Consider the following 23,871-nt stretch of genomic DNA (forward strand, 5'->3'; position numbering starts at 1 on the left):
ACTCCCACCTGAGCTGCGATTCCCCATGCGTCTGCGCTTCACGAAAATGCACGGCCTCGGCAACGATTTCGTCGTCATCGACGCCATCCGCCAGCCTGTCGACCTGACGCCGGAGCGGGTCCGCCGTCTTGCCGACCGCCATTTCGGCGTCGGCTGCGACCAGCTGCTGGTGGTCGAGGAAGCGACCCGGCCGGACGTGGATTTCCGCTACCGGATCTTCAACGCCGATGGCGGCGAAGTCGAGCAGTGCGGCAACGGCGCGCGCTGCTTCGTGCGTTTCGTGCACGAGCAGGGGCTGACCGCGAAGCGCGAGATCCGCGTCGAGACGCGCTCCGGGATCATCGCGCCGCGGCTCGAAGACGATGGTCTCGTGACGGTCGATATGGGGGTGCCGGTGCTCGAAGCCGCGCGCGTGCCGTTCGTGTCGGATTCGGACGCCGTCGTCCAGCCACTGCAGGTCGGTGACGCGAGTGTCGCGATCACCGCGGTGTCGATGGGCAACCCGCACGCGGTGCAGGTCGTCGCCGATGTCGACGCGGCACCCGTCGAAGTGCAGGGAGCGCTGATCGAACGCCATCCGCGCTTTCCCGCGCGGGTCAATGCCGGCTTCGTGCAGGTCGTCGACGCCCACCGCATCCGCCTGCGCGTGTTTGAGCGCGGCGCGGGAGAAACGCTTGCTTGCGGCACCGGCGCGTGCGCGGCGGTCGTGACCGTGATCCTGCGCGAACTCGCGCAGTCGCCGGTGCGCGTCGAGACGCGTGGCGGAGAACTCGACATCGCGTGGGGAGGGCCGGGGCAGCCGGTGCTGATGACCGGCCCGGCGGTGACTGTTTTTGCGGGCGAAATCGACATCGACTGAGCGACCTCCAGTGAGCGACCTCGAGCGAGCCGTTTCGCCGATTGCAACGAATACGAGGAGGCGCGCACGCGCCTGACGGGGAGCAGCTTTTCCATGAATGCCGCTGATGTCGCACGCTATCTGAAGGAACATCCCGACTTTCTTGCCGAACACGGCGAGCTGTTCACGCAGCTGACTGTTCCGCACCCGCACGGCGGGCAGGCCATCTCGCTTGCCGAGCGACAGCTTCATGCGCTGCGCGACAAGATCCGGCAGCTCGAAAGCAAGCTCGCCGAACTGATTCGCTACGGCGAGGAAAACGACGAGATCGGCGAAAAAGTCCATCGCCTGACGCTCGCGCTGGTCGAAGCCGAAGACTACGATGCGCTGCGTTTTGCGCTGCTCGAAAATGTGCGCGACAACTTTTCGGTGCCGAACGTCGCGCTGCGCGTGTGGGCCGACGCGCAGCTTCGCGAAGGCGAGGATTTTTCGCCGGTGACCGAAGAGCTGCGCTTGTTCGCCACCGACCTGGGCCACCCGTATTGCGGTGCGCCGGCGAATCTCGAAGTGATCGACTGGTTCGGCCCCGCCGCTTGTCATATCCGTTCGGTGGCGCTGGTACCGCTGCGCCGCGACGACCAGGTGCTCGGCCTGCTCGCGCTCGGCAGCGAAGAGGCCGAGCGCTTCTACTCCGGAATGGGAACGCTCTACCTGGCGCGCATCGGCGATCTGGTCGCGGCGGCGCTGCGACGGCAACTGGGCTGAAGGTGAGCGCCGCGGGTCGGGAGGCCGCGGCGCCGCGAGTATTTGCAGCACACCGGTCCCTACGCACCCCGACTTCCTGCATCTGGCCAAGGTGCACGACGCGGCGCACCCCCGCGCAAGGAAGCGCTGAACCGACGACGGGGCGAACGGACCGTCCCGGAGGCCGCAATGGGTGTCGCATGCCCTGGATCAACGGTCGTTCGTGACTTTTTACCCAAACCGGGCAGCAAGATCTCAAGTCGCTTGCGGCCATTCAGCTATCCTGAAACATCTCTTAACAAATCTTCCCTCGGGTCCAGCGCCGCAGACTGTGGGAGCAAGGCAGCAATGCCAGACATTCCTGATCCTGAAACTCCTGGCGCCGATGCGCCCGACAGCCCCGACGCCGGGCCCGGGCAGGGTCGGGCTCGCGGGCTGCGCAATGCGGCGGTCCTGCTCGCCCGCTACCAGGTTCGCAGTCTGAGGCGCCTGTTCGAGGAGTTCGAGCGGGATATCCTCCTGCCGATCCTGCTCGGCGAGATCGCGCTGCACAACATCGGCGCGCTCGAACATGGCGACGAAAGCGATCGCCTCGCGGCGGACGAAGCCGAGAGCGACTCCGACGAGGTGCATATGTCCCGGCTGCGGCCGTGCAACGCTTATTCGATTGCCGCGGCAACCGGCTTGCCGCGCGAGACGGTCCGGCGCAAGATCGGGCGCCTCGTCGATCTGGGCTGGATCCGCAAGCAGCAGAACGGGCACCTGTATCTCACGCCGCGGGCGCTGAAGCATTTCGGCACGCTGCTGTGCTCGCGCGATCTGCCGGAGTTCCTCGAAACCGCCGATCGCGTGCGGAATCTGCGGCACGACCGGGGCCGGGCCGATCGCGACAAGGCGTGAAGCTGCGGCGGCAGTGCTGGTGAGCGGGCGCCGCTCGCCTTACACTCTCGCGCCTGACTCCTGACTTCTGACTCATCTCCCTCCGGTCCGCCTCCCGATGTCCAAGCTCGTCCTCAATCCCGGCAAGGAGCGTTCGCTCCTGCGCCGTCATCCCTGGGTCTTCGCCGGTTCGGTGGCCCGCCTCGAAGGGCGCGCGCGGCCGGGCGACACCGTCGAGGTCGTCGCCGATGATGGCCGCTTCCTCGGCCGCGCGGCGTGGTCGCCGGAATCGCAGATCCGCGCCCGGATGTGGTCATTCGCCGCCGACATCACGATCGACCACGCATTCTTCAAGCGCCGCGTCGCCGAATCGGTCGCGCGCCGGGCGACGCATCCGCTGCTCGCGGGCGAGAGCGGCCTGCGGCTGATCCATGGCGAGTCGGACGGCCTGCCCGGCGTCATCGCGGACCGCTTCGGCGACGTCGTCGTCGTGCAGCTGACGAGCGCCGGCGCCGAAAAATGGCGCGAGGCGATCGTTGCCGGGCTGGTGCAGGCGACCGGCTGCACGGCGGTGTACGAGCGCTCCGATTCCGACGTGCGCGGCCTCGAAGGGCTCGGGCCGAAGACCGGCTGCGTGCATGGCGAACTGCCGAAGGACGTGCTGACGATCGTCGAGAACGGCGTGCGCATGGAAGTCGATGTCATCAGTGGCCACAAGACCGGCTTCTACCTCGACCAGCGCGACAACCGCCGCCTGACGGGCCTGCTCGCGGCCGGACGCAGCGTGCTGAACTGCTTCTGCTACACGGGAGGGTTCTCGCTGCAGGCGCTGGCCGGCGGCGCAACGTCGGTGCTGTCGATCGACTCGTCCGCGCCGGCGCTCGACGGGGCGCGGCGCAATCTCGCGATGAATCCGCAACTGGACGCGAGCCGCGCCGAATGGCTGCAGGCCGACGTGTTCGAGGCTTTGCGCGCGTTGAAGAGCGAGGGGCGACGCTTCGACCTGATCGTGCTCGATCCGCCGAAGTTCGCACCGTCTGCCGCGCACGCCGATCGCGCGTCGCGCGCGTACAAGGACATCAACCTGTTCGGCTTCCGCCTGCTCAATCCCGGCGGCATCCTGATGACGTATTCCTGTTCCGGCGGCATCGGCCTCGAACTGTTCCAGAAGATCGTCGCCGGTGCGGCGAGCGATGCCGGCGTCGATGCGCGCATCCTGCACCGGCTGTCGGCGGCGGCCGATCACCCGATCGGCCTTGCGGTGCCCGAAGGCGAATATCTGAAAGGGCTCGCGCTTCAGGTCGGCTGAACGCCTTCGCTCGCTGGCGCACGCCAGTCCGGGTTCGGCCCGCGCTCGCCGATCGTGAAGGCAGCGCTGGCGAGACCCAGCGCGAGCAGGATCAGCAGGAAATAGCGCAGCTGCCAGCGGGGCGGCGCGGCCCGGCCGTCGCCGCGCCCGGCTTGCCGGCCGGCCATCAGGCCGAGCGCGGCGACGACGACGAGGCCGGCGCCGAGCAGCCGCGACGACAGTCCGCCGAGAAGCACGCCGTGGGACGGATCGAAGCGATCAGGCCAGAAGAACGCCGGCCCCTGCAGCAGGTGGATCGCGCCGAACACGCACAGCACGATCGCCAGGGCCTGGAACGTGCGCATCGCGGCCGATCAGGGTGTGGAGAACAGTTCCGCGCCTTCGTCGCCGGCGCGCCGCGGCAGGGCGAGGCCGAAATGCTGCCAGATCGAGGCGCTCGCGATGCGCCCGCGCGGCGTGCGCTGCAGGTAACCCTGCTGGATCAGGTACGGTTCGAGCACGTCCTCGATCGTGTCGGACGACTCGCCGATCGCCGCCGCGAGGTTGTCCAGGCCGACCGGACCGCCGCCGAACTTCTCGAGCATCGCGCCGAGCAGCTTGCGGTCCATCAGGTCGAGGCCGAGGTGATCGACGTCGAGCATCAGCAGCGCGGCATCGGCGACGGCGGCGGTGATGTCGCCGTCGGCTTTGACCTGCGCATAGTCGCGCACGCGGCGCAGCAGCCGGTTCGCGATCCGCGGCGTGCCGCGCGCGCGCCGCGCGATCTCGACCGCCCCGGCGTCGTCGATCGCGACGTCGAGCAGGCCGGCGGAGCGCCCGACGATGTATGCGAGCTCCTGCGGCGTGTAGAACTCGAGCCGCGCCGCGATGCCGAAACGGTCGCGCAGCGGGTTCGTCAGCATCCCGGCGCGCGTCGTCGCACCGACCAGCGTGAAGGGCGGCAGGTCGAGCTTGACCGAGCGCGCCGCCGGGCCTTCGCCGATCATGATGTCGATCTGGAAGTCCTCGAGCGCCGGGTAGAGGATCTCCTCGACGACCGGCGACAGGCGGTGGATCTCGTCGATGAACAGCACGTCGTGCGGTTCGAGATTCGTCAGCAGCGCGGCGAGGTCGCCGGCGCGCTCGAGCACCGGCCCCGAAGTCTGGCGCAGGTTCACGCCCATCTCGGCGGCGACGATATGCGCGAGCGTCGTCTTGCCCAATCCCGGCGGACCGAACAGCAGCACGTGGTCGAGCGCCTCGTTGCGGTTGCGCGCGGCCTGGATGAAGATCTCGAGCTGTTCGCGGATCTTCGCCTGGCCGACGTATTCGGCCAGGCGCTTCGGACGCAGCGCGCGCTCGACAGCGTCTTCCTGGCGGTCGGAGGTCTGCGCAGAAATCACGCGTGGCGCCTGCAGTTTGTCGGTTTCGATCATCGCGAGAGTTTAGCCTGAGCGGCGCGTACGGCGGAACTCGCTTGCCTCGCCGCCTCAGGCTTTCGACAGCAGCTTCAGCGCCTGGCGGATGCCGTCGGAGACGCCCGCCTCCGGCGGGATCGCCTTCAGCGCCGATTGCGCTTCCTTGTCGTTGTAGCCGAGCGCGAGCAACGCATTGAGGATGTCGCTGCGGCTGTCCGCGGGCTGCGCCGTAGCGCCCGGAACAATGCTTGCGCCGAGCCCGGGCAGCGCCCTGCCGAGCTTGTCGCGCAGTTCGAGCAGCAGGCGCTCGGCGGTTTTCTTGCCGATGCCGGGGATTTTCACGAGGCGACCGGTTTCCTGCAGCGCGACCGCCTGCGCGAGGTCGCCGACCGACAGGCCCGAGAGCACCGACAGCGCGGTGCGCGCGCCGATGCCGGACACCTTCAGCAACTGGCGGAACGCGGCGCGTTCGTCGGCGGTCGCGAAGCCGTACAGGAAATGGCCGTCTTCGCGGATCGCCAGATGCGTGAACAGCGACAGCGACTGGCCGGTCGCGGGCAGGCCGTAGAACGTGCTCATCGGCACGTCGATTTCGTAGCCGACGCCGTGCGTGTCGACGACGATCTGCGGCGGGTTCTTTTCCAGCAGGATGCCGGTGATGCGTCCGATCATGGGTGGTGGTCCGGAAGTATGGGTTTGCCCGGTCAGCTGTGCGCGCCGAACGCGAGCGTCGCCGCGAGCACCAGGCCGTGCAGGTTCGTTGCGGCGATCGTCAGCCTGATCGCAGGCGCGAGTTCGGACGGTTCACCGGCGTGCTCGCGCAACTGCCGCGCAGCGTGAAATGAGAGGACCAGCGTCAGCGCCGCGGCGGCGCACGCCTGGGGCAGGTTGTTGCGGCCGATCTGCAGCACGAGCCAGCCGTAGGCGACCAGCGCGATGCCGAAATAGCCCCATTTCGCGGTGTCGGCGCCGAGGCGCACGACGAGCGTGCGCTTGCCTGCTGCGGCGTCGGCGGCGCGGTCGGGGAACTGGTTGATGTAGAGGAGGTTCGCGACGAGCAGCGCAAACGACAGTCCGGCCGCGACCGGCGTCCATGCGAACGCGCCGCGCTGGACGAAATCGGCCCCGACCGCGACGAGCAGCCAGCACGCCGCGACGGCAAATTCGCCCAGCCCGCGGCTCGCGAGCTGCAGCGGCGGCGCCGAATATGCCCAGCCGAGCACCAGTCCGGCGAATCCGATTGCGATCAGGCCGGCCCCCGCGCCGAGCGCGAGCCACAGCCCGGCCGGGATCACCAGCGCGAACAGTGCGTAGCCGAATGCCGCCGTCTCGCGCAGCGTGAGCACGCCGTTCTGGATGAAGCGGCTGCCGCCGGTGAACGGATAGATGCGCTCCGAGTTCGCGGCGTCGGCGCCGCTCGCCGCATCATGGTAGTCGTTGAGCACGTTCGCGCCGGCATGCGCGAGCAGCGCGAACAGCACCGTGATCACCGCCCGCACGCCATCCAGCGCGACGCCGTCGGCATGTGCCGCGGCAAGTCCGATCAGGCAGCCGGCGAGCGTGACGCTGAGGAACGCCGGGCGCGTCGCCGCGAAATAGCGCCGCGACGCGCTCGCGTAGCGTTGCGGCGTCGGCTCGGCGGGACTCACCGCAGTATGATGTCGAATAGATAGGGAGTGCCGCACATTATTCTTGCAATATCAATATGTTGCGACGCATGCACGCCTCTTGATCTGCCGCCAGCTGCCCATCTGGCTACCCGCAAGCTGCGGGCTCCCGATGGACCGTCTGCGACGATTTGAGTCGAACCCAGCATTGAGGGCAGTTTGCGGTTCCCTGAGGACATTACCCTCTTTATTACATCCTTTCACGCTAATTACCTCTTCTTTGCCAAAGCGCACCGGGGCCTCGGCCGATGCAGTCGACCGACTGCCCCTTCTGCGTATTGAGCACCCGCCGGATCATGTCGCGGCTCACCCCCGGGCAGGCACGCTCCAGGTCGGCCAGGGAAAACGTTCCCGGCATCTTGGCGATCGCCTCCAGCACCATCTGGGTTTTCGATCCCCGCGGCTCCGAGGTTTCCCCAACGCGCTCGACGAATTCGCGATAAGCGCTCTTGAGAATGAACAGCACGTAATTGATGTAGGGCCATGGGTCGTGCTTGCCCTCGTGCCAGCGCTGCGAGCTCAGTTCCAGGGTCTCGTAGTAACGCTCCTTGTTCTGCTCGACCAGGCGCTCAAGGCTGATGTAGCGGCCGACCTCGAAACCCAGTTGGTAGCTCTGCAACAGCCAGAGCAGTCGGGACACCCGGCCATTGCCATCGCGGAACGGATGGATGCACAGGAAGTCGAGATTGAACGCGGCCAGCGCGATCAGCGGCGGAACCCAGCGCTCTTCGAGGCAGGCCTGCCAGTCGCCGACCAACCGGGCCATGGCTGCCGGCGTTTCCTTGGCCGGTACGGTGCGAAAGCGCAGCCGCTCGCGCCCATCGGGATAGCGCTCGATGATGTCGCCATCCTTCTCCTTGTACAGACCGGCATCCCAGATCTCTCCCCGCGTCATCGCGTGGAGGCGCTGGATGGTTTCATTGGCAACCGGGAGGCGCTGGGCATCCTGGTGAATCCAGGTCAGGGCGTCGCGGTAGCCGCGCACTTCTTCCTCGTCGCGATCCCGGAACAGCGGTCTGGGCGATACGAGCACATCGCGCACCCGCGACGGCTCGACGGAAACACCCTCGATGCGGTTCGACGAGACGGCGCTTTCGATCAGCGCATGTTCGCGCAAGGCTTTGAGGCGCTGCGGCGACTGCCGGGTGTAAAGCTCCTGCTTACCGCGGAATTCGCCGAGGTCGGAGAGATACCAGGCCGTGGCGGGAAGTATAGACGATCTTCCAGCGGCAAACATTTTCAGCGTACTCGTCATGGCTTATCCTCTTCTGCCGATTCGACAGACAGGTTGAAGAGGAATAAATGAACAGTGACCTCATGCCCATCGTCCTCGGGAGAGCGAAAAAGCATTCGCCACTCCCCTTGGGCAGAATCACTCGATATGTTTTGCAGAAACAACTTCCTTGTTTTATTGGCGTTTCCGGGTGGAAAGTGAGACGTGGTGAGACGCCATGAAACCTCACAGCAGAACAATGTCGAACTGTTCCTGCGAGTAGCTCGCTTCCGGATGCAGCGAGATCTGCTTGCCGATGAAGTCCGACAGCATCGCGAGTGACTGCGACTCTTCGTCGAGGAAGAGGTCGATGACGTTCGGCGCGGCGAGCACGCGGAACTCGCGGGCGTTGAACTGGCGCGCTTCGCGCAGCAGTTCGCGCAGGATTTCATAGCATACGGTGCGCGCGGTCTTGACTTCGCCGCGGCCGTCGCAGGTCGGGCAGGGTTCGCACAAGAGGTGGGCGAGCGACTCGCGCGTGCGCTTCCTCGTCATCTCGACGAGGCCCAGCGCGGTGAAGCCGTTGACCGTCATCTTGGTGTGGTCGCGCGCGAGCGCCTTCTTGAACTCGTCGAGCACCATGTCGCGGTGCTCGACGTTTTCCATGTCGATGAAGTCGATGATGATGATGCCGCCGAGGTTTCTCAGGCGCAGCTGGCGGGCGATCGTCTGCGCCGCCTCGAGGTTGGTCTTGAAGATCGTGTCGTCGAAATTGCGTGCGCCGACGAAGCCGCCGGTGTTGACGTCGACGGTCGTCATCGCCTCGGTCTGGTCGATGATCAGGTAGCCGCCCGACTTGAGGCTGACGCGGCGCGCGAGCGCCTTCTGGATCTCGTCCTCGACGTTGTGCAGATCGAACAGCGGCCGCTCGCCGCCGTAGTGCTCGAGCAGCGGCAGCACCTTGGGGCTGTACTCGGCGGCGAAGGCCATGAGCTTCTGGAAGTTCTCGCGCGAATCGACGAGGATGCGCGAGGTGTCGTCGTCGACGAGGTCGCGCAGCACGCGCTGGCCAAGGCCCAGGTCTTCGTACAGCACGGCGGGCGGGAAGCGCCCGGTCGCGCTGTTGCGGATCTCGCCCCACAGCTTGCGCAGGTAGGCGATGTCGGCGGCGAGTTCGTCGTCGGAGGCGGATTCGGCCATCGTGCGCACGATGAAGCCGCCGGCTTCGTCTTCCGGCACCAGCCGCGTCAGCCGTTCGCGCAGCGCCTCGCGCTCGGATTCGTCCTCGATGCGCTGCGAGATGCCGATGTGCTTTTCCTGGGGCAGGTACACGAGCAGCCGCCCGGCGATGCTGATCTGCGTCGACAGCCGCGCGCCTTTCGTGCCGATCGGATCCTTCAGCACCTGCACCGTGAGGTTCTGGCCTTCGGCGAGGATGCGCTCGATCGGCCGGCCGGCGTCGCCGTTGTGGCGATCGCTCCAGATGTCGGCGACATGGAGAAAGGCGGTGCGCTCGAGGCCGATGTCGATGAACGCGGACTGCATGCCGGGCAGCACCCGAACGACGCGGCCGAGGTAGATGTTGCCGACGATGCCGCGGCTGGCAGTGCGCTCGACGTGCAGTTCCTGTACCACGCCCTGCTCGACGATCGCGACGCGCGTCTCCTGCGGCGTGAAGTTGATGAGAAATTCGATGCTCATTGGAAAACCGGTAATGGGAAATGCGCAATCGATGACATCGCGGTCATCGATTGCGCATTGCCCATCGCGCCTCGCGGGCGAGCCGCCGCCAGCGGCTACAGAGGATAGCCGAAGCTTTCGAGCAACTGGGCGGTTTCGAACAGCGGCAGGCCCATGATCCCGGTGTAGCTGCCGCGGATCTCCTCGATGAACAGCGCCGCTCGCCCCTGGATGCCATATGCGCCGGCCTTGTCCAGGGGTTCGCCGGTGGCGACGTAGTGGCGGATCTCGGCGTCGTCGAGAGGACGAAAACGCACTTCGCTGATGTTCGTCCGGCTGCGCGTGCGACTGCCGTCGCTCAGCGCGACCGCGGTCAGCACGCGGTGCGTGCGTCCCGACAGCCGCCGCAGGATCGCCGCGGCATCGGGGCCGTCGACCGGTTTGCCGATGATCTGGCCGTCGAGTTCGAGCGTCGTGTCGGCGGCCAGCACCGGCTGATGCGGCAGCGAGCGCCACTGCAGGCGCCGACACCCCGCTTCGGCCTTGGTCAGCGCGAGACGCTCGACGTAACGCTCGACGGGCTCGCCCGCCTGCGGGGTTTCGTCGACATCCGCATCCTCGCCGCGCTCGCCGCCGCGGAACACGAGCAGTTCGAATTGAACGCCGATCTGGCGCAGCAGCTCGCGCCGGCGCGGGCTGCGCGATGCGAGGTAGATGCGGGCTTGCAGGGTCGTCATGGGGCGAAGGGCGGCAGGGCGCCGAGTGGCTGCAGACCCGGCGAGTTTACCGCGTGCGGGTTGTGCTACTCGCGATGATAGGGATGATTTTTCAGCACGCTCCACGCGCGGTACAAGGCCTCGGCGAGCAGCGGGCGGACCAGCGCATGCGGCAGCGTCAGGCTCGACAGGCGCAGGCGTTCGTGCGCCGTCGCCTTGAGTGCGGGTGACAGTCCGTCCGGGCCGCCGACGATCAGCGCGAGATCCTCGCCGCCGCTCTGCCAGGCTTCGAGGCGACGTGCGAGGCCCATCGTCGTCAGGTCTGCGCCGTGCTCGTCGAGGATCACGCGCCGGCAGCGCGCCGGCAGCGCCGCTTCGATGCGCGTTGCTTCGGCCGCCATCATCGCGTCGACGGTCTTGCCGGTCGTGCGTGGCTCGGCCTTCACTTCGACGAGCTGCAGCGGCAATTCGCGCGGCATTCGTCGCGCGAACTCGTCGAAGCCGGCCTCGACCCACGCCGGCATGCGCGTGCCGACGGCGACGATCAGCAGCTTCATCGGCGACGGCGGCCGCGGCAGCCGGTGGTGTCGCGCCGCGGACCGCGGTTCATTCGGGCGCCAGGTGAGCCGTGCCCGCGGCGACGCGCGAGCGCTTCGGCGTCGTTGCCCACAGTTCCTCGAGGTTGTAAAAGTCGCGGGTGGCCGGCTGCATGATATGCACGACGATGTCGCCGAGATCGACCAGCACCCATTCGCCGGTCTCCTCGCCTTCGACGCTGACGACGTGGCCGCCGGCTGCCCTGACCTTGTCCTGCACGTTGCGCGACAGCGCCCGTGTCTGCCGGTTCGAGTCGCCGCTGGCGACGACGATGCGGTCGAACAGCGATGTGAGTTTGGTGGTGTTGATGACCTCGATGTCCTTGGCCTTGATGTCTTCGAGGGCGTCGACGACGGTTTTCTGCAGTTTGCGTATGTCCATCAGGTTCCGCGATAAAGGTGATGCCGCTCGATATAGTCGAGGACCGGATCGGGCAGCAGATAGCGGGCACTGTGTCCCGCCTGGATCAGACTGCGCACCTGCGATGCAGAGATCGCGAGCGGCGTCATGTCGAAGGGAACGATCCGGCCGGCGGGTGACTCGCGCACGGCTCCCGGATCGTTGCCCATGTGATCGCTGCAGACGGCGTCGAGTTCCGGCGACAATGCGCCCGGGCGGCGATGGCCCTGCGGCGCATAGCCCGGGCGGTTCGCCACTGCGACATGCGCGAGTTGCAGGATGTCGCGCCAGCGGTGCCATGTCGGCAGGCCCTGGAACGCATCGGCGCCGAGGATCAGCACCAGCGGGCGCTGCGGGCCGAGCGCCGCGCGCAGGCGCTCGAGCGTCAGGGCGGTGTAGCTCTTGCCTTGCGCAAACACTTCGCTGTCATCGACCGTGAAGGCCGGATTGCCGGCGGTCGCCAGCCGCACCATCGCCAGCCGGTCGGCGGCGCGGGAACGCGGCGCGCCGCGGTGAGGCGGCTGGCCGGCGGGAACGAAGCTGACATGGCTGAGCCGCAGTGCTTCGTGCGCCTCTTGCGCGAGGCGCAGGTGACCGATATGGATCGGGTCGAAGGTGCCGCCGAAGATGCCGAGCGGCCCGGGCTCAGGGCTCGCGGCGCTCATCGAGGGCGTCACGGAAGACGTCGCGGGCGTTAGCATAGAAGCTCGCGAACACGATCGGGATCAGCAGCACCGGCAGCGGCACCGAAAACAGCGTCGCGAGCGTCGGCGAGACCAGCCCCAGCATGCCGATGACGAGGCCCGGCAGGAGCACGCAGAAGACCATCAGCGCGACCGAATATGCCAGGAACGGGCGCCAGTTGCGCAGGCACGCGATGAAGCTGAAGAACATCGCCTTCTGCGGCGGAATGTTCCACCAGCCGGCGAGGATCGGCGCGAACCAGTAGGCCATCATCACCGGCGTCGACAGCGCGATCGCGATCAGCAGCGCGAACGTGAAGCCGGGCGCGACGGCCGCCGCTTCGGGATCGACTTTCTCGCCGCCGGTCATGATCTGCAGCAGCGTGCCGCCATCGGCGATCGAGGTCAGGAACAGCACCAGCAGGCTGCCGGCAAGGTACAGCGCGCCGATCGTGACGAGCCCGCGCAGGTTCTGCTGGAAGCCGGAGAACAGCACGTCGGGCCCGGCCTTGCGGCCCGCGTCGATCTCGCGGCAGGTGTTGAGCACGCCGAGCGAGAACACCGGCATCAGTAGCGATGCGAGCGGCTGGCCGATCAGCGGCACGACGCTGAGCAGGACCAGCATCAGCAGGTAGCCGAGCGAGGCGAAAGTCAGCAGCGCCGGGTTGCGGCGCCAGATCACGAGGCCTTCCCCGAGCCAGGCGAAGCCGCGGGCGAGCGGCAGTTGTCGTACTTGCATGCGGTCTATGACTCGTGGTCGGGGTCGGGCGCCGGACTGCGGTCCGGTGCGGAGGTGGGGGCAGGGGGCGGTAGCGCGGGGTGCTCGGCAAACGTGTCCTGCCAGGCGGCGTAGAGCGCGCCGGCGAGCACCGGGACGAGGATCAGCATGCCCAGTCCGGCAGGAAGCATCGCGACCCACGTCAGGACATACAGGATGACGCCGAGGACGACGAAAGTCAGCAGGTTCGACAGGCAGGCCTGCGCCGACAGCTTCATCGCGTCGAGCGGCGACACGTCCTGCAGCATCACCAGCGCCGGCGCGAACCACAGCGCCATCACGAGCAGTACCCACAGCACGGTGAACACGACGACCGCCAGCATCATGCCGCCGGCGGCCAGCCCCATGCCGGCGAATGCGCCGACGAGCATGCCGGTGAGCGCCGCGCTGCCGCCGACTGCCGCGGCGATGAGCGCCGCAAGCAGCGCGCCGAACAGATGGAAGGCGCCGATCATCAGCAGGTTGCCGGCGTGGCGGCGCAGCCCGTCGAAGAGATGGTCGATGCGCAGGGCCTGGCCGCGGTCCACCGCCTGAGCGCCGGCGAGCATGCCGGCGACCAGCACCGGGAAGGCCAGCGGCGCCACCGCCCAGCCGAGAAACGGCACGAAGCCGAGCGCGCTGAGGATGACGATCAGGATCACGGTCTGGATCATCCATACGCCGGGCCGGGCGGTGAACATCCGCCAGCCGGCGGCGAGCCACTGCAGCGTCTGCGCCGGCGTGACATGGCCCGGTTCGGGTAGCGGATGGCGTCGCCGCGAAGCGCAAGCGCCGGGATGCGGATCGGTCATCGTTCAGACGGGGAGGGAGTGGGGGGCGGCAATGTGCCGCCGCAAGATGTCGCGGTATTCGGCAGGCGGCTTGACGAGCACCATCTCGCCCGCTTTCGGCAGATGGAAGTCCTCGGCGCGCGACAGCCAGAACCGCAACGCCGCGCCGCGCAGCATCGCCGGCCAGCCGTCGCGCTCCGCGGCTTCGAACGGCCGCTCGGCGTGGTAGGCGGCGAGCAGCGCTCCGGCGCGGGACGTGTCGAGTTCGCCGCCAGGTGTTGTGCACCAGTCATTGACGGTGACTGCGACATCGAACAGCAGCGCGTCATGGCCGGCGAAGTAGAAATCGATGACGCCGCCGATATGGCCGTCGTCCCACAGCACGTTGTCGCGGAAGAGATCCGCGTGGATCACGCCCTGCGGCAGCCGGTCGTAGGCGACGCGCGCCTGGAATGCGAGCTCGGCGTCGAGCAGCGCCTGTTCGTCGGCCGGCAGGAAGGGACGCACGCGTGCCGCCGCGGCATCGCGCCAGGCGGCACCCCGCGGGTTGTCCTGCCTGCGGCCGTAAGACAGGCCCGCCAGGTGCAGCCCGGCGAGCATCGCGCCGACGCGTGCGCAGTGGCTCGCGCCGGGAGTCATCTCGGAACGGCCGGAGAGCCTCCTGACGAGTGCGGCGGGCCGGCCGCTAAGAGTGCCGAGGTATTCGTTGTCGCGGTCGGCGATCGGCGCCGGCACCGGCAGGCCGTGACGCGCGAGGTGCGCCATCAGGTGCAGGTAGAACGGCAGCTCGGCGCGCGGAATCGCTTCGAACAGCGTCAGCACGTAGCGGCCGAGCGTCGTCGTGACGAAGAAGTTGCTGTTCTGCACGCCCCCCGAAATGCCCTGCAGCCCGACCAGCCGGCCAACCGCATAGCGACCGAGCCACGCGGACAGCTCCTCGGGCGAAACGGGGGTGAAGACGGACATGGGCTGGTGGGGTGCCGGTTCAGCGGACGTGCGTCACCAGGACTTGATGACCCACATCGGCACCGACAGCGTCGGCATGACGTCCTGGCGCGCCATGACGCCGTTGCCTTCGTGGTCGACGAGATAATAGGGCACGCCGTGCGGCGGCGTCACCTTGATCATGTAGAGGCGACCGCGGATGCGGTATTCCTGCACCGTGTCTTCGCCGCTTTTCTTGATCGTGACTTCCGGTTCGAGCGATTCGTCGCTCATGCCCGGCGGAATCGGCGGGGGTTCGGGAATCGGTTCGAGTTGCGGCGGCTGCTGGGCGGCAACCGGGGCGGCGATGGCCATCAGCAGGACGATCAGGGTGCGGCGCATGGGACTCTCCTTGGATGACGGCGATTCTAGCAGAGGCGCGCCGAAACGCCCGTGGCCCAAGGCGCTCGCGCCGGCGCAGGCCTCGCATGGCATGCCGCAGGCAAGGGCGCGCCTGCGGCGCCGGCGCGGGATTCTCTCGTCGCCCGTCTGCCCGGGCGGACGGACGCTCACAGGTTCAGCATCAGCTCGTGCTCTTCGGGCAGCGGCAGGAAGCCGCGGGTTTCGTAATGCTTGAAGATCGCCTCGACGACGTCTTCAGGCTTGTCGATCAGCTGGATGAGGTCGAGGTCCGCCGGGTTGATCATGCGTTCGGCAATGAGGCGGTCGCGGAACCAGTCGAGCAGCCCTCTCCAGAACGGCTCATGAACGAGGATGATCGGGATGCTGCGGCTTTTTCCCGTCTGGATCAGTGTCATCGCTTCCATCAGCTCGTCGAGCGTGCCGAAGCCGCCAGGAAGCACGACGTAGGCCGACGCGAACTTCACGAACATGAACTTGCGCGCGAAGAAGTGCTGGAACGTCTGCGAGATGTCCTGGTAAGGATTTGCCGCCTGCTCGAGCGGCAGCTGGATGTTGAGGCCGATCGACGGGCTCTTGCCGAAATACGCGCCCTTGTTCGCGGCTTCCATGATGCCGGGACCGCCGCCCGAGATCACCGCGAAGCCGGCGTCCGACAGCAGCCGGCTGATGCGCTCGGTGAGCATGTAGTACATGTGGTCGGGCGGCGTGCGCGCGCTGCCGAAGATCGACACCGCCGGGCGGATCGCGTTGAGGCGTTCGGTGGCTTCGACGAACTCTGCCATAATTCCGAAGATTCGCCACGACTCGCGCGCATTGAAGCGCGGGGCCGTGCTGCTCGGGGCACTGGGGGGAATTTTTTCTTTCGCCGTCATGTTGTTCTCGATTCTCGTCTCACGGGATCTGCCCGGGTCTCGGTTTGATTCCCGTCGCATCGACCCCGTTCTCCGAAGGATGTTTTTCCGATGCCCGTGCTGCTGCTCGTCGATGGTTCCAGCTACCTTTACCGCGCGTTCCATGCCTTGCCGGACCTGCGGACGTCGAAGGGTGAGCCGACGGGCGCGATTCGCGGTGTGCTGTCGATGCTACGTCGCCTCGAAAGCGACTACAAGGCGGAGTTCCGCGCCTGCGTGTTCGACGCGAAAGGCAAGACTTTCCGCGACGACTGGTATCCGCAATACAAGGCGCACCGGCCGTCGATGCCGGATGACCTGCGCGCCCAGGTCGAACCGCTGCACGAGGCGGTCAAGGCCGAAGGCTGGCCGTTGCTGTGCGTCGACGGCGTCGAGGCGGACGATGTCATCGGCACGCTGACGCGCCGCGCCCTCGAGCGCGGCTGGGAAGTGGTGATCTCGACCGGCGACAAGGATCTCACGCAGCTCGTGCGCCCCGGCGTGCGGTGGGTCAACACGATGAGCGACGAAGTGCTCGACGAAGCCGGTGTCACCGCGAAGTTCGGCGTGCCGCCGACGCGCATTGTCGACTATCTCGCGCTCGTCGGCGACACCGTCGACAACATCCCGGGCGTCGAGAAATGCGGCCCGAAGACGGCGGTGAAATGGCTCACCGAATACGGCACGCTCGACAACCTCGTCGCCAACGCGGACAAGGTCGGCGGCAAGGTCGGCGAGAACCTCAGGAAGCATCTTGAATTCCTGCCGCTCGGCAAGCGGCTCGTGACCGTCGCGACCGACCTCACGCTGCCGATCCAACTCGAGGATCTGCCGGCGCGCGACGACGACAAGGCCGCACTGCGCGCGCTGTACGAGCGCTTTGAATTCCGCGGCTGGCTGCAGGCAATCGACGACGCCGCGAAATCGGGTGCTGGTGCCGATTTCGCAGGAAAAAACGATGGCCTGTCCCCGGTTGCGGAGCCCGGCGCGCACCGCGCCGGCTACGAGAGCATCCTCGACTGGCCGACGTTCGACCGCTGGCTGGCGAAGCTGGACGCCGCCGACCTCGTCGCGTTCGACACCGAGACGACCAGCCTCGACCAGATGGCCGCGAAGCTCGTCGGCATGTCGTTCGCGATCGTCGCGGGCGAAGCCGCATACCTGCCGCTTGCGCACACTTATCCGGCGGCGCCGGCGCAGCTGCCGCTCGCCGAAGTGCTCGCGAAGCTCGGGCCGTGGCTCGAGTCCGACGCGCACGCGAAGCTCGGGCAGAACCTCAAGTATGACGCCCACGTGCTCGCGAACCACGGCCTGCGGCTCGGCGGCATCGCGCACGACACGCTGCTGCAGTCCTACGTGCTCGAGAGCGACAAGCCGCACGACATGGATTCGCTCGCGAAGCGCCACCTCGGCCTCGACACGATTCCCTACACCGCGGTGTGCGGCAAGGGCGTCGGCCAGATCTGCTTCGACCAGGTCGCGATCGAGCGTGCGACCGAATATGCCGCCGAGGACGCCGACATCACGTTGCGGCTGCACCGCAAGCTGTGGCCGCAGCTGGAGGCGGCGCCGGCGCTCGCCGCGCTGTACCGCGACATCGAAATGCCGGCGATGGCCGTGCTGTTCGACATGGAGCGCACCGGCGTGCTGATCGACGCGTTCCTGCTCGCGCAGCAGAGCGAAGAGCTCGGCCGCCGGCTGATGACGCTCGAGCGCGAGGCCCACGACCTCGCCGGCCAGCCGTTCAACCTCGGCTCGCCGAAACAGCTCGGCGAGATCCTGTTCGGCAAGCTCGGGCTGCCGATCGTCAAGAAGACCTCGACCGGCCAGCCGTCGACCGACGAGGAAGTGCTCGCCCAGCTCGCCGACGACTACCCGTTGCCGAAGCTGCTGCTCGAGCACCGCGGGCTTTCGAAGCTGAAGAGTACCTACACCGACAAGCTGCCGCGCATGGTCAATCCGAAGACCGGCCGCGTGCACACGAGCTTCTCGCAGGCGGTCGCGGTCACCGGCCGGCTCGCGAGCTCGGAACCGAACCTGCAGAACATCCCGATCCGCACCGCGGAAGGACGCCGCATCCGCGCCGCGTTCATCGCGCCGCGCGACCACGTCATCGTATCGGCCGACTATTCGCAGATCGAGCTGCGCATCATGGCGCACCTGTCGAATGATGCGCGGCTGCTGCAGTCGTTCGCCGAAGGGGAGGACGTGCACCGCGCGACCGCCGCGGAGATTTTCGGCACGATGCCCGGCGAGGTCACGAGCGAGCAGCGCCGCTACGCGAAAGTCATCAACTTCGGCCTGATCTACGGCATGAGCGCGCACGGCTTGGCGAAGAACCTGGGCCTCGAACGCGCCGCGGCCGCGGCCTACATCGACCGCTACTTCGCGCGCTACCCCGGCGTTGCCGCGTACATGGAACGGACGCGCAGCGAGGCGAGGGCGCGCGGCTACGTCGAGACGGTGTTCGGCCGCCGGCTGTATCTGCCGGAGATCCGCGCGAGCCAGGCCGGGCGCCGCCAGGCCGCCGAGCGCGCGGCGATCAACGCGCCGATGCAGGGCACGGCCGCCGACCTGATCAAGAAGGCGATGATCGCGACACGGCGCTGGCTGGCCGACGCGCAGCTGCGTTCGCGGCTCGTGCTGCAGGTGCACGACGAACTCGTGCTCGAAGTGCCGCGCGACGAACTCGAAACGGTGAAGGCGACGCTGCCCGGTGTGATGGCCGGTGTCGCCGACCTGTCGGTGCCGCTGCTCGTCGAGGTCGGCAGCGGCGACAACTGGGACGAGGCGCATTGAGGACCGGCTGGCCTTCAAGGCCGGGCGATCGTCGATTCTTGCGGTAGTCGGCGTTGCGGATACCGGACCGTTCGGCGATTTGTGCGGGCAAGGTATACTTTCGCCTTTTGTTCGCCTGCACGTCGCCATTTCCGGTAGTCATCGGGCGATGCGAACCATGAGGCCTCCCCCTTGGCTCTGACCATACTCGGATTATCCGGCGCGCTGACCCACGACCCTTCGGCGGCGCTCTATATCGGCGGCCAGCTCGTGGCCGCAGCCGAAGAAGAGCGCTTCGTGCGCGACAAGCACGCGAAGAACCGGATGCCGTACGAAGCGGCGAAGTTCTGCCTCGAGTTCGCCGGCATCGGGCCCGACGACGTCGACGCGGTCGCGATCCCGTTCGCGCCGATCAGCATCATGGAGCCGGCGCGCTGGCACTACGCGAAGCGCTACTGGTACGCCCCCGACCGCGGGCTCGACGCGATCCTGACCGGCAACCGGCGCTTCCACCGCTACAGGAAGCGCATCGAATGGTGCCTGCAGCAGCTCGGCTTCGATCTGAAGAAGACGAAGATCGTGCCCGTCGAACACCACCTCGCGCACGCGTCGAGCGCCTATCACTGCTCCGGCTTCAAGGAGAAGACCGCGATCCTCGGCATCGACGGCAAGGGCGAATACGCGACGACTTTCTTCGGTTACGGCGAGAACGGCCGCATCCACAAGATCAAGGAGTTCTACGACCCCGATTCGCTCGGCGGCCTGTACGGCGCGATCACCGAGTACCTCGGCTTCGAGATGCTCGACGGCGAATACAAGGTCATGGGCATGGCGCCCTACGGCGACCCGGGCAAGTACGACTTCTCGCGCCTGGCGAAATTCGACAACGGCGAGCTCGTCATCGATACCGACTACGCGAACGTGATCGGCTTCCGGCGCTACAAGGAAAACGGCAAGGGCTATTACTTCTCGCCGAAACTCATCGACTGGCTCGGGCCGAAGCGCGCCGGCGACATCGCCGACGAGCCGTACATCCATTACGCCGCGAGCATGCAGAAGCTGTTCGAGGACCTCGCGCTGCAGATGATCGACTACTACCTCGGCGACATCCTGCGCGACACCGGCCGGCTCGCGTTCGCCGGCGGCGGCGCGTTGAACGTCAAGCTCAACCAGAAGATCATCGCGCGCCCCGACGTGCGCGAGCTGTTCGTGCAGCCGGCGTCCGGCGATTCGGGCACTGCCGTCGGCGCTGCATCGTATGTATCGGTCGCGCGTGGCGTGCCGGTCGAGAAGATGGAACACGTCTACTTGGGCCCGCGCTACACGAACGAGGAGGTCATCGCCGCGTGCGCGAAGCACCCTGCGCAGCCGCAGTGGCAGAAAATCGCCAACGGCGACGCCGAAGTGCCTGCCCGCATCGCGAAGATCCTCGCCGACGGCAACCCGGTCGCGTGGTTCCAGGGGCGCATGGAATTCGGCCCGCGCGCGCTCGGCGGGCGCTCGATCCTCGGCTGCCCGAGCGCCGCAGGGGTCGCCGACCGCATCAACGAGCAGATCAAGTTCCGCGAACGCTGGCGCCCGTTCTGCCCGAGCATGCTCGACACCGTCGGCCCGCAGATGCTGCAGACCGACCACCCCGCGCCGTTCATGACCTTCACGTTCGAAGTCGCCGACGAATGGAAGCGCCGCGTGCCTGAAGTCGTGCACGAGGACGGCACGTCGCGCGCCCAGGTCCTGAAGCGCGAATTCAACCCGCGCTACTACGACCTGATGCTCGAACTCGAAAAGCTCACCGGCAACGGCGTCGTGCTCAACACCTCGCTGAACCGCCGCGGCGAACCGATGATCTGCTCGCCGACCGATGCGCTGAACATGTTCTTCGGCTCGGACCTGCAGTACCTGGTGATGGAGGATGTGCTGGTGGTGAAAACGGAAGCGGAGGACGCCGTTGGGTGAGCGCCGCATCCTGCAGTTTTGCCACTGCCATTACGGCCCGTTCGCCGATGTCGCCCGGCAGTACGCGGTTCTGTTCCGGGATTCGCCGTACAAGGTCACGACGGTCTTTCTGACAGATCCGCCGAGCGACGAGGCCGCGGCGCAGGCCGCATCCGACGAGGTGATCTTCCTCGACTACGCGGGTAAGGACGTGCGCGGCCTGAAGCTCGACGCGATTCAGCGCATTCGCCGCATCGTCGCCGAGCGGGAGTTTGCTCTGGTCATCGCGCACCGCTTCAAGCCGATTTACATCTCCTGTCTCGCAACGGGTTTGCCGGTGATCGGTGTGCACCACGCGTTCGGAGACTACCGCCGGCCGGCGCGCCGGCTCTTCGCGAATTTCTTTCGCAAGCGCTTATCTCTGCTGGGAGTCTCCGACGCTGTCCGGGATGATATTCGTGCGTGCCTGCCGTCCTGGCCCGCGGACCGCATCGAGACCCTGTACAACCGTATCGATGCGGAGGCGGTGCGACGCGATTTGCTGCCGCGCGCCACAGCCCGAGAGGCGCTCGGGCTGCCACAGGACACGTTTGTAATCGGCAACGCAGGCCGCCTGCACCCGGACAAGGATCAGGCGACGCTGATCCGCGGTTTCGCGAAAGCCCTGCCAAGCCTTCCGCCCAGCAGTCTGCTCGCAATCATGGGGCGTGGGCCGCTGGAAGCAGACCTGAAAGAGTTGGCGCGTCAATTGAACGTCGCTTCCCGGGTGTGCTTTCTCGGCCAGATTCCGAACGGCCGCCGCTACTTCAAGGCCTTCGATCTGTTTGTCCTGACTTCCGACCACGAGCCGTTCGGTATGGTGCTGCTGGAAGCATTCGCGGCGGGGGTGCCGGTAGTGTGCTCGGACTGTGGGGGAGGCAGGGAAGTCGTCGAGGGCGTTGGACGTCTGTTTGCATTCGGAGACGAAGGCAGTCTGGCGATCGAATTGCAGCAAAGCATCGGGCAGACGGAAACGTGCGGGGGCGAGCGGCTTGAGCGTTGTTTTTCGGATCGCGCGGCTCGGCAAAGCTTCTGGCAGCTTCCGATGTGCGAGCAACTGCTTGGCGAAAACGGATATCTCAAGAGCGCGACTCGTCCTTCGGCCTCCCGCCCTGGATTTCCGAGGAATAGATAGCTTGATCGGACTGCTACGAGCGTATCGCTGCAAGCGCTGGCTACGCAAGCGCGGCTTCAAGCTTGCGGTCAACCTAACCGAGTTCCCCCAGGACGCCGTCCTGTCGCTCGAAGAGGGAGCTTCCGTCGGACACGTCCTTCCGGGCTTCAGGCACCTGCGAATCGGAAGCGGGTAAAGGTGTGCCGGGGAGGCTGTCGCGAATTGCCGGCTGGGTGAAGGGATCGAAAACATGAAAGTGCTGTTTCTGGTTCAACGCGAGCAGCGGGCCATTCTGGATCGCTTGTATGAAGGGGTGCAGCATCATTGCGACTGCGACCTCCGTTGGCTGGGCCGTGACGAGCAAGCCGACCTGCGCGGTTATTTCCGGGCGAATGTCGAGGTCGAGCGCTACGACCGCATTCTGTTCTTCCTCCGTTTCAAGCAGGAAATCCGGCAGGTGTCTTTCATTCGCAGCGTGCCTAATCTGGTGATACTCGAGCATGACGCCTATCAGAATTACATCCGCTGCAAGTACCGAGGACGCTTTTCGGAGCACTATCGAAAGCTGCCCTGGGCGCGGGTGATCAGCTCCGGCTACGGGGTCACGCGCCGCTTGCAGGCTGAAGGTTTTGATGCGGTTTTCGTTCCGAAGGGGTACGACCAGAGCCTGCTGCGGGATCTGGGGGGCATACGGGACATCGAACTGGGATTCCTCGGCAGCACCAAGAGCGACGCATACAGCGGCCGCAAGGAGCTGCTGGATGAACTCGGAAAATGCGAGAACTTGACGGTCGCTCGGACGAATTCCGGAGAGGATTATCTGAGGACGCTCAATCGCATCCGCTTCTTCGTGAGTGCCGATGTCGGCATGGGTGAATACATGATCAAGAACTTCGAGGCCATGGCCTGCGGGTGCGTGCTTTTTGCCTACGATCAGAGTGAGGAGGAGAACCGCGCGCTCGGATTCGTGGATATGGAGAATCTGGTGCTCTACACAAGCGTGGACGAACTGCGCCGCAAACTGGCTGTTCTGCGTGCCGACCCTGGCCGCGCTGCCCGCATCGCGGCGCTAGGGCACACCTTGGCGGTCGAGCGGTACAGTTTCGAGCGGATCGGAGCGGACGTTGTGAAGGCACTATCAGCCCCGTTGCGGACCCTGGCGCCGACAAACTGGTTCACGCGCTTGCGCAGCCGCTGGGGGCTTTGAGCATCGTGCAGCCTCGTATCCGTTTCATCATTCCCTATTTCGGTCGCTGGCCATTCTGGATGGGGTTCTTTCTCCGGAGCTGCCGAAGCAACCCGGACATCGAATGGCTGTTCTTTACGGACTGTGGCGTACCCGCAGACGCTCCGGGAAATGTCGAGTTTCGCGAGTGCAGTTTCAATGACTACTGTCGTCGGGTGTCCGCTCGCCTGGACATCGATTTCCAGCCCTCGAGCCCTTACAAGTTATGCGATCTGAAACCCGCACTGGGCTACATTCACGCAGACGAGCTGACTGGTGTCGGTTACTGGGGCTTCGGTGACATCGACCTCGTCTACGGCGAGCTGCGCCGTTATCTGAACGCCGTGAACCTGACGCGTTTCGAGTTATTGTCGACACACGCGAATCGGGTATCGGGGCATCTGTGTCTCATGCGCAATTCGACTCGAATGCGCGAAGCGTTCATGGCAGTCCTCGATTGGCGGGAAAAGCTGCAAGATCCGCAGCATTGCGTGTTCGACGAGAGCGCGTTCAGCCGGTTGTTCATTCGTCACAAGAACTGGCCGATGTCGCTCCGGCGCCTTTACGACATCTGCAACCCGTGGCGGCGCCACAGCGAATTCGTCGAGGCTTTCACGACACCAAACGGACGCGTGCCGTGGGTGGATGGCTCACACGCCTTTCCCACTCGGTGGATCTGGCGCGAGGGCCGCCTGACGAACAACCGCGACGGGGAACGCGGATTTCCCTATTTCCATTTCATCGGCTGGAAATGCGACGCCTGGCCCGCGTATTCGACGGAACAACTCCTGCCGGATCCGCAACTCGCACTGCAAGGCGCGTGGAGCATTACGAGCGAGGGTTTTCGGGAGGTATGAGCCTTGGAATTTTCGA

The 23,871-nt window shown here is 66.3% G+C and carries 24 protein-coding genes and 1 pseudogene; 10 read left to right on the plus strand and 15 right to left on the minus strand.

What is annotated here, in order from left to right:
* Window positions 1-25 precede the first annotated feature (25 nt).
* From dapF to pbN1_RS11910, 5 genes and pseudogenes are all read left to right on the plus strand, one after another.
* Complete coding sequence (gene dapF / locus pbN1_RS11895) at window positions 26-859, plus strand: diaminopimelate epimerase (RefSeq protein ID WP_169203044.1); 834 nt, start codon at window positions 26-28, stop codon at window positions 857-859.
* 93 nt (window positions 860-952) lie between these two features.
* Window positions 953-1,603 carry a DUF484 family protein gene (locus tag pbN1_RS11900; RefSeq protein WP_169203043.1) on the plus strand — a complete coding sequence of 217 codons (651 nt, stop codon included), beginning with the start codon at window positions 953-955 and terminating at the stop codon, window positions 1,601-1,603.
* Between the two features lie 28 nt (window positions 1,604-1,631).
* Window positions 1,632-1,733 (plus strand): annotated as a pseudogene (xerC, locus tag pbN1_RS20800) (tyrosine recombinase XerC); the annotation flags it as partial.
* A 197-nt stretch (window positions 1,734-1,930) separates the two neighbouring features.
* Window positions 1,931-2,482 carry a helix-turn-helix domain-containing protein gene (locus pbN1_RS11905; RefSeq protein WP_244856928.1) on the plus strand — a complete coding sequence of 184 codons (552 nt, stop codon included), beginning with the start codon at window positions 1,931-1,933 and terminating at the stop codon, window positions 2,480-2,482.
* A gap of 97 nt (window positions 2,483-2,579) precedes the next feature.
* Window positions 2,580-3,770 carry a class I SAM-dependent rRNA methyltransferase gene (locus tag pbN1_RS11910; RefSeq protein WP_169203042.1) on the plus strand — a complete coding sequence of 397 codons (1,191 nt, stop codon included), beginning with the start codon at window positions 2,580-2,582 and terminating at the stop codon, window positions 3,768-3,770.
* Here pbN1_RS11910 and pbN1_RS11915 read toward each other — a convergent pair.
* The 15 genes from pbN1_RS11915 to pbN1_RS11985 all read right to left on the minus strand — a co-directional run bounded on the left by pbN1_RS11915 (window position 3,758) and on the right by pbN1_RS11985 (window position 15,889).
* Window positions 3,758-4,114 carry a hypothetical protein gene (locus pbN1_RS11915; protein WP_169203041.1) on the minus strand — a complete coding sequence of 119 codons (357 nt, stop codon included), beginning with the start codon at window positions 4,112-4,114 and terminating at the stop codon, window positions 3,758-3,760. The genes pbN1_RS11910 and pbN1_RS11915 overlap by 13 nt on opposite strands.
* Before the next feature lie 9 nt (window positions 4,115-4,123).
* Window positions 4,124-5,185 carry a Holliday junction branch migration DNA helicase RuvB gene (ruvB, locus tag pbN1_RS11920; RefSeq protein WP_169203040.1) on the minus strand — a complete coding sequence of 354 codons (1,062 nt, stop codon included), beginning with the start codon at window positions 5,183-5,185 and terminating at the stop codon, window positions 4,124-4,126.
* Between the two features lie 54 nt (window positions 5,186-5,239).
* Window positions 5,240-5,839 carry a Holliday junction branch migration protein RuvA gene (gene ruvA, locus pbN1_RS11925; RefSeq protein WP_169119599.1) on the minus strand — a complete coding sequence of 200 codons (600 nt, stop codon included), beginning with the start codon at window positions 5,837-5,839 and terminating at the stop codon, window positions 5,240-5,242.
* Window positions 5,840-5,871: 32 nt separating this feature from the next.
* Window positions 5,872-6,816 carry a prenyltransferase gene (locus pbN1_RS11930; protein WP_169119600.1) on the minus strand — a complete coding sequence of 315 codons (945 nt, stop codon included), beginning with the start codon at window positions 6,814-6,816 and terminating at the stop codon, window positions 5,872-5,874.
* Between the two features lie 223 nt (window positions 6,817-7,039).
* On the minus strand, window positions 7,040-8,089 hold the full coding sequence (locus pbN1_RS11935) for a Fic family protein (protein WP_169203039.1): 1,050 nt from the start codon (window positions 8,087-8,089) through the stop codon (window positions 7,040-7,042).
* A 204-nt stretch (window positions 8,090-8,293) separates the two neighbouring features.
* Window positions 8,294-9,748 carry a ribonuclease G gene (rng, locus tag pbN1_RS11940; RefSeq protein ID WP_169203038.1) on the minus strand — a complete coding sequence of 485 codons (1,455 nt, stop codon included), beginning with the start codon at window positions 9,746-9,748 and terminating at the stop codon, window positions 8,294-8,296.
* Window positions 9,749-9,843: 95 nt separating this feature from the next.
* Complete coding sequence (locus tag pbN1_RS11945; RefSeq protein ID WP_169203037.1) at window positions 9,844-10,464, minus strand: Maf family protein; 621 nt, start codon at window positions 10,462-10,464, stop codon at window positions 9,844-9,846.
* A gap of 65 nt (window positions 10,465-10,529) precedes the next feature.
* On the minus strand, window positions 10,530-11,000 hold the full coding sequence (gene rlmH / locus pbN1_RS11950) for a 23S rRNA (pseudouridine(1915)-N(3))-methyltransferase RlmH (RefSeq protein ID WP_169119604.1): 471 nt from the start codon (window positions 10,998-11,000) through the stop codon (window positions 10,530-10,532).
* Window positions 11,001-11,049: 49 nt separating this feature from the next.
* Window positions 11,050-11,421, minus strand: coding sequence for a ribosome silencing factor (gene rsfS / locus pbN1_RS11955; RefSeq protein ID WP_169203036.1), 372 nt, complete (start codon window positions 11,419-11,421; stop codon window positions 11,050-11,052).
* Entirely contained in the window at window positions 11,421-12,104 is a 684-nt protein-coding gene (nadD, locus tag pbN1_RS11960) for a nicotinate-nucleotide adenylyltransferase (RefSeq protein WP_169203035.1), read from the minus strand. Before nadD ends, rsfS begins: the two co-directional genes overlap by 1 nt.
* Window positions 12,085-12,861: a BPSS1780 family membrane protein gene (locus tag pbN1_RS11965; RefSeq protein ID WP_169119607.1), complete on the minus strand. Its 777-nt coding sequence runs from the start codon at window positions 12,859-12,861 to the stop codon at window positions 12,085-12,087. The genes nadD and pbN1_RS11965 overlap by 20 nt, the downstream gene beginning before the upstream one ends.
* A gap of 5 nt (window positions 12,862-12,866) precedes the next feature.
* Window positions 12,867-13,691 (minus strand): BPSS1780 family membrane protein, encoded by an 825-nt coding sequence (locus pbN1_RS11970; protein WP_169203034.1) that lies wholly within the window; start codon window positions 13,689-13,691, stop codon window positions 12,867-12,869.
* A 3-nt stretch (window positions 13,692-13,694) separates the two neighbouring features.
* A complete protein-coding gene (locus tag pbN1_RS11975; RefSeq protein WP_169203033.1) occupies window positions 13,695-14,636 on the minus strand; it encodes a homoserine kinase in 942 nt (313 codons plus the stop codon).
* Between the two features lie 33 nt (window positions 14,637-14,669).
* Entirely contained in the window at window positions 14,670-14,996 is a 327-nt protein-coding gene (locus tag pbN1_RS11980) for a DUF2782 domain-containing protein (RefSeq protein WP_169119429.1), read from the minus strand.
* 167 nt (window positions 14,997-15,163) lie between these two features.
* Window positions 15,164-15,889 (minus strand): LOG family protein, encoded by a 726-nt coding sequence (locus pbN1_RS11985; RefSeq protein WP_169203032.1) that lies wholly within the window; start codon window positions 15,887-15,889, stop codon window positions 15,164-15,166.
* A 90-nt stretch (window positions 15,890-15,979) separates the two neighbouring features.
* Between pbN1_RS11985 and polA the strand changes: the two genes are divergently transcribed.
* From polA to pbN1_RS12010, 5 genes are all read left to right on the plus strand, one after another.
* Window positions 15,980-18,706 (plus strand): DNA polymerase I, encoded by a 2,727-nt coding sequence (gene polA, locus pbN1_RS11990; RefSeq protein ID WP_169203031.1) that lies wholly within the window; start codon window positions 15,980-15,982, stop codon window positions 18,704-18,706.
* A 171-nt stretch (window positions 18,707-18,877) separates the two neighbouring features.
* Complete coding sequence (locus pbN1_RS11995) at window positions 18,878-20,641, plus strand: carbamoyltransferase family protein (RefSeq protein WP_169203030.1); 1,764 nt, start codon at window positions 18,878-18,880, stop codon at window positions 20,639-20,641.
* Window positions 20,634-21,794 carry a glycosyltransferase gene (locus pbN1_RS12000; RefSeq protein ID WP_169203029.1) on the plus strand — a complete coding sequence of 387 codons (1,161 nt, stop codon included), beginning with the start codon at window positions 20,634-20,636 and terminating at the stop codon, window positions 21,792-21,794. Before pbN1_RS11995 ends, pbN1_RS12000 begins: the two co-directional genes overlap by 8 nt.
* 229 nt (window positions 21,795-22,023) lie before the next feature.
* Window positions 22,024-22,980 carry a glycosyltransferase family protein gene (locus tag pbN1_RS12005; RefSeq protein ID WP_169203028.1) on the plus strand — a complete coding sequence of 319 codons (957 nt, stop codon included), beginning with the start codon at window positions 22,024-22,026 and terminating at the stop codon, window positions 22,978-22,980.
* A gap of 5 nt (window positions 22,981-22,985) precedes the next feature.
* Entirely contained in the window at window positions 22,986-23,855 is an 870-nt protein-coding gene (locus pbN1_RS12010) for a DUF6625 family protein (protein ID WP_342343968.1), read from the plus strand.
* The last annotated feature ends 16 nt before the right edge of the window (window positions 23,856-23,871 follow it).

This window comes from Aromatoleum bremense (assembly GCF_017894365.1).
Taxonomy (GTDB): Bacteria; Pseudomonadota; Gammaproteobacteria; order Burkholderiales; family Rhodocyclaceae; genus Aromatoleum; species Aromatoleum bremense.

Bases quoted from the DNA above. Each gene is read 5' to 3' on its own strand.
- pbN1_RS11900 (WP_169203043.1), top strand. From the start codon at position 953: ATGAATGCCGCTGATGTCGCACGCTATCTGAAGGAACATCCCGACTTT.
- pbN1_RS11970 (WP_169203034.1), bottom strand. From the start codon at position 13,691: ATGACCGATCCGCATCCCGGCGCTTGCGCTTCGCGGCGACGCCATCCG.
- pbN1_RS11975 (WP_169203033.1), bottom strand. From the start codon at position 14,636: ATGTCCGTCTTCACCCCCGTTTCGCCCGAGGAGCTGTCCGCGTGGCTC.
- rsfS (WP_169203036.1), bottom strand. From the start codon at position 11,421: ATGGACATACGCAAACTGCAGAAAACCGTCGTCGACGCCCTCGAAGAC.
- pbN1_RS11905 (WP_244856928.1), top strand. From the start codon at position 1,931: ATGCCAGACATTCCTGATCCTGAAACTCCTGGCGCCGATGCGCCCGAC.
- ruvB (WP_169203040.1), bottom strand. From the start codon at position 5,185: ATGATCGAAACCGACAAACTGCAGGCGCCACGCGTGATTTCTGCGCAG.
- pbN1_RS11935 (WP_169203039.1), bottom strand. From the start codon at position 8,089: ATGACGAGTACGCTGAAAATGTTTGCCGCTGGAAGATCGTCTATACTT.
- polA (WP_169203031.1), top strand. From the start codon at position 15,980: ATGCCCGTGCTGCTGCTCGTCGATGGTTCCAGCTACCTTTACCGCGCG.
- pbN1_RS11915 (WP_169203041.1), bottom strand. From the start codon at position 4,114: ATGCGCACGTTCCAGGCCCTGGCGATCGTGCTGTGCGTGTTCGGCGCG.
- pbN1_RS11985 (WP_169203032.1), bottom strand. From the start codon at position 15,889: ATGACGGCGAAAGAAAAAATTCCCCCCAGTGCCCCGAGCAGCACGGCC.
- pbN1_RS11910 (WP_169203042.1), top strand. From the start codon at position 2,580: ATGTCCAAGCTCGTCCTCAATCCCGGCAAGGAGCGTTCGCTCCTGCGC.
- pbN1_RS11980 (WP_169119429.1), bottom strand. From the start codon at position 14,996: ATGCGCCGCACCCTGATCGTCCTGCTGATGGCCATCGCCGCCCCGGTT.
- dapF (WP_169203044.1), top strand. From the start codon at position 26: ATGCGTCTGCGCTTCACGAAAATGCACGGCCTCGGCAACGATTTCGTC.
- rng (WP_169203038.1), bottom strand. From the start codon at position 9,748: ATGAGCATCGAATTTCTCATCAACTTCACGCCGCAGGAGACGCGCGTC.
- pbN1_RS12005 (WP_169203028.1), top strand. From the start codon at position 22,024: ATGAAAGTGCTGTTTCTGGTTCAACGCGAGCAGCGGGCCATTCTGGAT.
- nadD (WP_169203035.1), bottom strand. From the start codon at position 12,104: ATGAGCGCCGCGAGCCCTGAGCCCGGGCCGCTCGGCATCTTCGGCGGC.
- pbN1_RS11945 (WP_169203037.1), bottom strand. From the start codon at position 10,464: ATGACGACCCTGCAAGCCCGCATCTACCTCGCATCGCGCAGCCCGCGC.
- pbN1_RS11965 (WP_169119607.1), bottom strand. From the start codon at position 12,861: ATGCAAGTACGACAACTGCCGCTCGCCCGCGGCTTCGCCTGGCTCGGG.
- ruvA (WP_169119599.1), bottom strand. From the start codon at position 5,839: ATGATCGGACGCATCACCGGCATCCTGCTGGAAAAGAACCCGCCGCAG.
- rlmH (WP_169119604.1), bottom strand. From the start codon at position 11,000: ATGAAGCTGCTGATCGTCGCCGTCGGCACGCGCATGCCGGCGTGGGTC.